This window comes from Lichenibacterium minor, assembly GCF_004137685.1.
GTDB lineage: Bacteria > Pseudomonadota > Alphaproteobacteria > Rhizobiales > Beijerinckiaceae > Lichenihabitans > Lichenihabitans minor.
In genome coordinates, this window is record NZ_QYBB01000087.1 from 1 (window position 1) to 8,652 (window position 8,652).

The 8,652-nt window shown below is 64.5% G+C and carries 13 protein-coding genes; 8 read left to right on the plus strand and 5 right to left on the minus strand.

The features are described 5' to 3' along the window. Positions 1–1,685: hypothetical protein (locus D3273_RS28565; RefSeq protein ID WP_165359728.1), on the plus strand; the 1,685-nt coding region annotated here is incomplete at its 5' end. 10 nt (positions 1,686–1,695) lie between these two features. Here the strand turns inward: D3273_RS28565 and D3273_RS26595 are convergent. Then, positions 1,696–2,091, minus strand: coding sequence for a hypothetical protein (locus tag D3273_RS26595; RefSeq protein WP_129229974.1), 396 nt, complete (start codon positions 2,089–2,091; stop codon positions 1,696–1,698). 265 nt (positions 2,092–2,356) lie between these two features. Between D3273_RS26595 and D3273_RS26600 the strand changes: the two genes are divergently transcribed. The 3 genes from D3273_RS26600 (at position 2,357) to D3273_RS26610 (ending at position 4,258) form a co-directional block, all read left to right on the plus strand. Then, positions 2,357–2,785 carry a hypothetical protein gene (locus tag D3273_RS26600; RefSeq protein ID WP_129229975.1) on the plus strand — a complete coding sequence of 143 codons (429 nt, stop codon included), beginning with the start codon at positions 2,357–2,359 and terminating at the stop codon, positions 2,783–2,785. 144 nt (positions 2,786–2,929) lie between these two features. Further along, positions 2,930–3,652 carry a Crp/Fnr family transcriptional regulator gene (locus D3273_RS26605; protein ID WP_129229976.1) on the plus strand — a complete coding sequence of 241 codons (723 nt, stop codon included), beginning with the start codon at positions 2,930–2,932 and terminating at the stop codon, positions 3,650–3,652. Continuing rightward, a complete protein-coding gene (locus tag D3273_RS26610) occupies positions 3,653–4,258 on the plus strand; it encodes a chemotaxis protein CheB (RefSeq protein ID WP_129229977.1) in 606 nt (201 codons plus the stop codon). Here D3273_RS26610 and D3273_RS26615 read toward each other — a convergent pair. Beyond that, a complete protein-coding gene (locus D3273_RS26615) occupies positions 4,253–4,855 on the minus strand; it encodes a chemotaxis protein CheB (RefSeq protein ID WP_129229978.1) in 603 nt (200 codons plus the stop codon). The genes D3273_RS26610 and D3273_RS26615 overlap by 6 nt on opposite strands. 467 nt (positions 4,856–5,322) lie before the next feature. Between D3273_RS26615 and D3273_RS26620 the strand changes: the two genes are divergently transcribed. Both D3273_RS26620 and D3273_RS26625 read left to right on the plus strand, forming a co-directional pair. After that, on the plus strand, positions 5,323–5,733 hold the full coding sequence (locus D3273_RS26620) for a Ros/MucR family transcriptional regulator (protein ID WP_129229979.1): 411 nt from the start codon (positions 5,323–5,325) through the stop codon (positions 5,731–5,733). After that, positions 5,733–6,194 (plus strand): helix-turn-helix domain-containing protein, encoded by a 462-nt coding sequence (locus D3273_RS26625; RefSeq protein WP_129229980.1) that lies wholly within the window; start codon positions 5,733–5,735, stop codon positions 6,192–6,194. The genes D3273_RS26620 and D3273_RS26625 overlap by 1 nt, the downstream gene beginning before the upstream one ends. A gap of 224 nt (positions 6,195–6,418) precedes the next feature. Here the strand turns inward: D3273_RS26625 and D3273_RS26630 are convergent, their stop codons facing one another. Beyond that, positions 6,419–6,862: a DMT family transporter gene (locus tag D3273_RS26630; RefSeq protein WP_129229981.1), complete on the minus strand. Its 444-nt coding sequence runs from the start codon at positions 6,860–6,862 to the stop codon at positions 6,419–6,421. Positions 6,863–6,948: 86 nt separating this feature from the next. Further along, entirely contained in the window at positions 6,949–7,119 is a 171-nt protein-coding gene (locus D3273_RS28570; protein WP_165359729.1) for a hypothetical protein, read from the minus strand. A gap of 70 nt (positions 7,120–7,189) precedes the next feature. Between D3273_RS28570 and D3273_RS29755 the strand changes: the two genes are divergently transcribed. Next, positions 7,190–7,618 (plus strand): SOS response-associated peptidase, encoded by a 429-nt coding sequence (locus tag D3273_RS29755; RefSeq protein ID WP_281011424.1) that lies wholly within the window; start codon positions 7,190–7,192, stop codon positions 7,616–7,618. Then, complete coding sequence (locus D3273_RS29760; protein WP_281011425.1) at positions 7,566–7,868, plus strand: SOS response-associated peptidase family protein; 303 nt, start codon at positions 7,566–7,568, stop codon at positions 7,866–7,868. The genes D3273_RS29755 and D3273_RS29760 overlap by 53 nt, the downstream gene beginning before the upstream one ends. Before the next feature lie 8 nt (positions 7,869–7,876). Here D3273_RS29760 and D3273_RS26640 read toward each other — a convergent pair whose 3' ends face one another. Further along, entirely contained in the window at positions 7,877–8,194 is a 318-nt protein-coding gene (locus D3273_RS26640; RefSeq protein ID WP_129229982.1) for a hypothetical protein, read from the minus strand. Positions 8,195–8,652 lie beyond the last annotated feature (458 nt).

An 8,652-nucleotide genomic window follows, 5' to 3' on the forward strand; every position in this document is an offset into this window, starting at 1 on the left:
CGGGCGACAACGCCCTCAACGCCCTGCGCAACCCCGCCGAGACACGCCGCGGTCTCAACGCCTACGACGCCAAGCTCAGCGCTTTCGGGATCGATCCGAACAAGGCCGCTGAAGACGCCCGCAAGGTCCAACGCGCCTATGACAATCTGAGCACGGACCTCGCGCTCATCCATCAAAAGATCGACACGCAGTTTTTCGTGCCGATGATGGATGCTTTCGACGGTATGGCGAAATGGGTGGAGGAACACCCCGACGTCGTCGAGCCGCTGGAAAAGGGCTTGGTGGCCTTCGCGGGCGTCATGTCGCTGCGGGTTCTGCCCGTAGTCGGGAACCTGCTCAAGGTTCTGACCGGCCTCGGCAGCGTGACGTTATCGCCCGCCATCCTAGCTGCGATCGGGGTGGGTGGAGCCAAATACCTCGCCGACAATACCATGTCGAACGTCGATCCGTGGCGGGACCAGAGCACGGGCGAAACGGCGTTGCGCGCCATTGATCCTGGCCTTGCGGATCGAACCTACGGCAAGCGCGGCGAACAGCTCCCGCATGGCCCGCACCACGGCCTCGGGACTCACGCCACGCCGCACGATGACAGGAACTTGTGGCAGCGGACCATGCCGAAGGCGCTGGGCGGGAAGGATGCCCCTGAGGGCGCGGCTCCGACGCCGTCTCCCATTGAGCGACTGCGGAGAGCGGCGAGGGGTCCAGGGAAGGGAGTTCAGGGTCCCGCTGGTGTTCCCTACGCCGCTAAGTCGGCGACCGAAGCCATGGGCATATCCCAAGGCGAGTGGGATGCTTTTCGAGAGGGTGTCACCGACATTGAGGGAAAGCGCTACGACCGTATGGGCGGGGCGGGAAATCGCTACGCCGGACGTTACCAAATGGGTCCAGCGGAAATCACAGAAACCGCAGGGCGGCTCAGTGTTGCCCGTCCGTCCAATGCACAGTTCTTGGCTGACCCCGCAATGCAGGAGCGGTTTTTCGAAAACTACACCGTCGATCATTATCAAACTTTGATGGGCAACGGACGTTTCGCGGCCATGACGCCGCGTGAGCGCTTAAAAATTCTCGGATATGCCCACAATCAGGGTACGGGCAGCCCGCGACGAGGCGGTGGAGCTTGGTCCTATCTTAATAGCGGTGCCGTTGGACACGATGCCTTTGGCACGGCCGGCACGGCTTACCTTGGCACGATTGGGAAGCGGCTCAACGCCCTTGGGAACAGATCCGCTCCTCCGGTCAGTCCTGCTGCCCCACCGCCCTACCACCCCGACGATGACCGGGCCAGCCGCGCCCGGGCTTCGGACGTGCCGTATGGTGCCAGTGGGCACCTTTCGCCGATCCAATACACGCATGCCCGGCCAGCGAACCCTTTGGCGGACCTCTACAAGGACGGGTTCCTCAAGGTGGAAGTCGCGAAGCCCATCCCAGGCATAAGCGACCTCAAGCGCACACAGGAACACATAGCGCGGCTGCACAAAGACGGCCTGCTGATGCCCAAGCTAGACCACCGCGCACTCATAACTTCGAGCCTCACCCACAGCGTCCGACATGGCAACGTCCATCACGAGCGCCACGGCGACACTTTTCATGTTCACGGCACCGATGCGAAAACAGGACTGAACGAGGCAGCCAAAGTGTCGGCTCGGCGTGAAAGTCAGGACCGGATTAGGTATGGGCAGGGGTGAGAAAGCACCATCAACGTTCCGTTCTTTGAACTGCGCCACTGAACTCGCATGATGCTCCGTGAAAATCTCCACAACCTTCTTCATCGATCTGCGCGCGATTAAATTGCGCGTTGTAAATCATTGTCACATGACAAGAGTTACCGTTCTCAGGCGCTCCAATGAAAATGATCCTGTTTTCTGTCTGTTTTCGTCCTGTCGCGGAGAATGACCCACCACAGTGATTTGGATCGCCAGGAAACCCCGTTGTGAAGCGACCGGCATATCCCTCTGCACTGTCTAGCGCGAAGACGGTCGCCGACAACGGATAGGCGCCGCCATGCCTGAACACGCCTTCAGGTGATGCCGCCCACCCCGGCCCGCCAGCGACCACGAGAGCGACGGCGGCGAGGGTGAGGCGGAGGCGCATGGCGGTGGTCCGAACTGCCCCGATCGCGTCGGGGTCGTTGACGCTACCGCCGAGAGCCGAGTCCCGCAATACTCCGCCGAGTCGCCCTGATGCGAGCTGCCCGCGCCGGAGCGGGTGGTGCTGCCCTCAGTGCGTAGGGTGTGATACCCCATCCCTTGTGGCCCCTTGTGGCCCTCGCTTCTCCCTCCGGTGTGACCCGCCCGCACTGCCCGGCGCCGGCCCTGCCGGATAGCCTCTGGACTCGACCACGCCCGAGCCCTATCCCGTGCCCATCCTCGCCCGCCACCGATGGCTGTACCCGATCGACTGGCGCGAGCTGTCGGTCTCGATCCGGTTTCGGCGCGCCGGCGGCCGGTGCGAGACCTGCGGCCGGCCACACGGGCGGGAGGTCCTGCATTTCGGCGATGGCCTGTGGTGGGACGAGGACGCGCGCACCTGGCGCTGCGGAAAGGGTAAGCGGCACCGCCGACTGCCGCCGCCGCACTCCACCATCCAGCCAATGCGCCGGACGCGGGTGTTCCTGTCGACGTGCCACCTCGACCACGACCCGCAGAACAACGCGCCGGGCAACCTCGCGGCGCTGTGCCAGCGGTGCCACCTTCTCCACGACGCGCCGGAACACAGGAGACGGCGGGCCGTGACGGTGCGGGCTAGGCGGGCGCTCGGGGACCTGTTCGAGGGGCCGTACGGGTGAGGTCGATCAAACACGAGAGTCGCCTGCGACCTTGACGAAACCTTGTTCCGATCACGAAGCTTTCAGGAACCATCATATGTTTGATTTTCGACCATCAACCTATGTTAGTCCCCGACGTGGCGCTTTGTCGCCCCGGGGGCAACCATGGATAATGTGCTGACGCGGAAACTGGAGCACTTCGCCCCTCTGCCTGCCGCCGACCGACAACTCCTGGACGAAATCGTCCTCCCGGTCCGCGACGTGCCGGCCCGCACCGATCTCATCCGTGAAGGGCAGTCCTCCGACAACGTGCGCCTGATCATCCAGGGGCTCGCTTATCGCTACAAGAACCTGGCCAACGGCAGGCGGCAGGTCGTGGCCTACCTGCTACCGGGCGACTTCTGCGACCTGCACGTCCATATCCTCAAAGCCATGGATCACAGCATTGCGACGGTGTCGGCCTGCAAGGTCGTCGACATCTCGCGCCATCGCATCGCCGAGATGATCGGGCGTCCGGCGCTCGCCCGGGCGCTGTGGTGGGCCACGCTCGTCGACGAGGGCACGATGCGGGAATGGCTTCTCAATGTGGGGCAGCGTCCGGCATTGGAACGCATCGCGCATCTCTTCTGCGAGTTCTACGTGAAGCTGCGCGCTGCCGGCATGGTGACCGGCACCAGTTTCGCCTTGCCGCTGATCCAAGAGGACATCGCCGACACCACAGGGCTGTCGATGGTCCACGTCAACCGTTGCCTGCAACAGCTCCGCGAGGCAGGTCTGCTGAAGGTCAGGCACAGGCTGGTCGAGATCAACGACACCGACGGGCTGATGCATTTCTGCGGCTTCAACCCGAACTATCTACACCTCGACAACCTCGAACCCGTCGCCTGAGTGGGAGCGAACCCGGCCACGTCGACGTCACCCGCTCCCTGGTTCGTTGCGGTCGGTGCATCGGGACCGGTTGGCCTCGACGACATCGGCGATCTCCTGCGCGAGTTGCCACGATCCCTGAACGCGGTCGTGCTGGTCGTCCTGCACCGCCCCTGGGACAGGGTGAGCCATCTCGGGGCCGTGCTGTCACGCTCGTCTCGTATGCCCGTCATCGTGGCATCCGACGGCGAGCCCTTCAAGACGGGGCGTGCCTATGTCGGTGGACCGGCCGAGCACCTGACCCTCGCGACGAAGAGCTTCGGCAGTCTGGTTCAGGACCCTCATCGCCGGTACCGCAACCGCACGGTCGACCTCCTGCTCATGTCTTTGGCGGAACATGCGGGCGCCCGCAGCATCGGCGTGATCCTATCCGGCTTCCTGGACGATGGGTCGCGGGGGCTTGCCGCCATTCACCACGCTGGCGGCCTGACCATGGTGCTGAAGCCGAGCGGATCGCCGACCCCGGGCATGCCCGAGAACGCTATTTCCTACGACGGCCCCATCGATGTCATCGGGAGCCCCGAAGAGATCGCGCATGCCATCACGGCAATGGTCGCCGGTTCATGAGATCGTTCGCTGAGTGTCGTGAGCGAAATCTGTGACGAGCCGCGTCAGCAATTCCGCCATCTCGTCGAGCGGCACGCGATAGTCAGGACTGCCACCCTGCAGAGCGCTTCGGGGCATGCTTGGGTCAATAGCCTCGTCGGGCTCCTGCACGACGCTGATGCCCCCTGCGGCCTTGATGGCACGCAGCCCGTCCGTTCCGTCACCATCTCCACCGGTCAGCACCACGCCGATAACGCGCGGACCGTAGACCTCGGCGGCCGACCGGAACAGAACGTCCGCAGCGGGCCGCGAGTGGTGCACCTTCGGTCCCGCATGAAGACCTATGAAGCCTTCATCGAACACGACCATGTGCCGATCAGGCGGTGCGAACAGGATGTGCCCAGGCAGGATGTTGCCACCCTGTTCGGCGTACTCCACCGAGAGCGGGGTGTGCTGCCCCATGATCCTGGCGAACATCCTCGGGCTATCCGGGGACGTATGCAGCACGATCAGCACGGCGGCCGGAAAATCGATGGTCAGTCCGCTCGCGAGTTGGTTCAGCGCCTCCAATCCACCGCGGGAAGCGCCGATCACCACGAGATCGCGAGGTTGGATCATTGGTTGCGAATATCCGGCATCGAGCGGGGGCCTCTCTCAGATGAGCGTCCAGGGGGGCTTGTTCGCGGCGCGCCTCCCCCGACACTACCGCCGAAGAGGCCGACGGCGGTGATGGCACCATGGGGAGGAGATGGTTGACGGCGGGTTGATACCGACCCGAGCGCCGCGAGCAAGGCCGCCACCATGGCGTCGTCGAACGGGTCCGCGTCGGCGCCCTCGCCTTCATGCCGGATTGTAGCGACTATCACGTCGAGGTTGCTCCGCGTGCTGGCGGCGTCGATGGTCTTCCGGAGTCTCAGCATGGGCACAGGCTCATTCGTGGGAAGCCATGGCAGGTAGCCGAGCCCATTTGAGCGAGCAACTGTGGAAGGGCCGTCAGCAGACTTCGCAGGCGTAGCATTGACGCATTTATCGCCTTGCGAACTATCGCCGGGCATGGGAACAACCACTATCACGCGAGAAAGCCGATGTCCGAAGCCGCAGACACCACCTTAATCGAGATGACGTCAGAGATCGTCGCCGCCTACGTGGCGAAGAACCATGTCCGCGCGGCCGAGTTGCCGGAACTGATCTCGACGATCCATGCCGCGTTGAGCGGCATGGGCGGGGCGCCCGATGCGGCACCCGAGGCCGCCAAGCTGGTCCCGCCCGTGTCGATCAGGAAGTCCCTCACGGACGACTACCTCATCAGCCTGGAGGACGGGAAGCAGTACCAGTCCCTCAAGCGCCACCTCGCCGGCCGCGGGCTCACCCCGGCGGAGTATCGGACCAAGTGGGGGCTGCCTGCAGACTATCCCATGGTTTCACCTGCTTATGCGCGCAAGCGGAGCGAGCTGGCGAAGAGCATCGGCCTCGGCAGCCTGCACAAGGAGGGCTGATGCGCTCTCTCGAAGGATTCGTAAGCACTCCTGAGCAGGAAACGCCACCCGAGCCACTTGCCGCACCGCCGGAGCAGCCGGCAAAAGGACGAAACCGAAACCCCGAATTCGAGACTGCCTTCGGCGCCCGTCTCCGAGCCGCGCGTGTGGCGGCAAAGATGAGCCAGACAGAGCTTGGGGCCGCGGTCGGCATCAGCTTTCAGCAGGTGCAGAAGTACGAACAGGGTAAGGACCGCGTGTCAGCCAGCACTCTGCAGTGCCTCGCCACGGCTTTGGGTGTCCACCCCGCATCCTTCTTCGGCGACGAGACATCCGTGCCGTCCGGCGACGTGAAGCCGGTCCGCGCCGCCATGGCCGTCGCGGCCGACTGGCAGCGGATCAAGAACCCGGAAACCAGGAAGGGACTCGCCAAGCTGATCGCCACGCTGGCGGCAGAGGGTCAGATCGAGCCCGAGAGCTAGGACTGACCATGCGCCGACCCCACATCTACGAACGATCGGTGCCCCGAGCGCGGCGAGATGTGGAGCAGGAGAGCGGCGTCGATTACGTGCCAGCAGCTCATGCCGTCCTCGCGGCCGTGCCCGACCTCCTCCGCCAGGCCGAGGCCTGTGGCGCGGTGGCGCTGGCGCGACATCTCGGGCAGGCGCTCAGCGAGGCCGAGGGGATCGTGAGGCGGGGCGGTGCTTCAGGTAAAGGACACCAGGAGCAGGCCGCCGATCATCACCGCGCCTCCAAGGATGCGCCACAGCCCCGCCGAATGCTGCTGAAACCCGATTAGGCCGAAGTGGTCGAGTGCGATTGACGTCACAATTCCAGCCGTGACGGTGAGGCCGGTGAAGATCGCCGCTCCAAGACGTTCCGCGAAGAAGATGGCCGACAGCACGTATATGCCACCGAAGAGGCCACCCATCCAGGCCCACCACGGCGTTTGCGCGATCCGGTCCGACCCCGGCCAACTAAGACCAACGAACGGTGCGACGGCCAAGTAAACGACGAGATTGGTGGCGACCACCACCAAGGCGGCCACGATCGGCTGGTCGAGGGATTTGTTCAATGTGGCATTAGCACCGGACTGAACCGTGGTAAGCACTCCGGCAAAGACGGTGAAAAGTCCTATGAGGATTGGCACTGTTCCATCTCCCGCGTCTGCTCCGACGGCAAGGGGGTGGTGCTGCTCCTCCACGAAGGCGGCGGTTGGGCGGAGATGTGTGCTCCCTACTTCCGCCCGCGCTTCTTCCGCTTCGGCTTCGCGTGCGGCAGCTCGGGATTTACGCTGTCTTTCAACGCCTCGGCGTCCGGCTCTCGTGTGACAGGCGCCTCAGCCTTCTCTGCCCGCTTCGGCTTGCCCCCGTCCTCGGAGTCGATGTCCACGAACTTGATCGCCACGGCTCCGCCTGCTTTGGTGCTTGTCCCGCTCCCGACATAGAGCGCGCGACCGACGAGGGCAGGCCAGACAATGTGCGGACGGTTCTCGCAGCGCTACACCTTGTCCGAAGTCCACGTTTTCCTCGACGTGATCGGCGCGCCGAAGAACCTTCAGCCCCGCTACAACATCGCGCCCACCACAACGATCGACGTCGTCCGGCTCACCGAGGCAGGCCGAGAGATCGTCTCAATGCGCTGGGGCTTGGTCCCGATCTGGTGGAAGAAGCCCCTTAAGGACGTGCCAGCCACGTTCAACGCCCGGGCCGAGACGGTGGCCGAAAAGCCGATGTTCCGCATGGCGTTCAAGAAGCACCGCTGTCTGATCCCGGCCTCGGGGTTCTACGAATGGACCGGCGGGGAAAGGCGACAAGATCCCGCATCTGTTCACGGCCGGCGACGGCTCGCCCGTGCTGGCCTTCGCGGGGCTGTGGGACCACTGGACGGACCCAGAGAGCGGTGACGACGTGCTGTCGGCCACCATCATCGTTTCAGGCGCCAGCGAGTGGATGACGCCATTCCACGACCGCATGCCGGTGCTGCTTACGCCCAGCGACTTCGACGGATGGCTCGATGGGTCTCTCGGCCCTGACGTGCTCAAGCCCGCAGCCGAAAGCGCCTTGCGCGAGTGGATCGTCTCCAAGCGCGTCAACAGGACCGGACACTGCGACGACGATCCGACGCTGTTCGATCCGGTCGACGAGGCGGCGTAAGCCGATGATTACTGGGCCGGGGTGGCCGTTGCTCCGGTTGCGGGCACGACCACAACGGGCGCAGGCAGCACGACCACGGGAGCCGGTGCTACGACGACGGGGGTCTGCAAGACGGCGTTGGGAGTCGGTACGACCACCACGGGCACCTGCACCACGCCGGGCGTCGCCGGATCAGGCGCCATCTCCGTCGCCCCAGGCGCCATCTCCTTGGCGGCGCTCGACGTGCTCGTGCCGTTCTGAGAATTTGCGGCGGTCGCCGCATGGGCCGGAGCGGCGACCGTCAGGGCGACGGCCGCGAAGGCGATGACGCCGAACTTTTCAAACATGCTGCTCTCCCGATGAATTGTAGCGTCGCCCGACGGCACGCAATCCGTCGCGATGCACCGACGGGGCAAACCTGATCGAGGCGCATTTGTTCACCCGTTCGGTGCGAACCGGTGGCAGAGCCAATGCTTCGCCTCACTCCACCACTGAACCCTCTCAGTCAATCGACGTAACGATTTGCTCGATCGCCGCACTTGGATACACCTGCTCCGGCTTTCTGGCGCAGCGGCGTGGTCGACCACGGGAGGGCAAGCGGCTCCGCCTGTGCCGAGCGCTTCGACCGCCGCACTCAGATCACAGCCTGCCGATGCCCCGCCGCAAACCTCTTGAGCCAAATGATGTGGTCCGCCGTGATGCGGAGCGGCAAGCCCGCGTCGAAGAGATCGCTGGCGACGGCCTCGAAGGCGGCCCGATGGCGGCTGAAGCGGTCCATGCGGTCGCGGGCATCACCAGCCTGCGT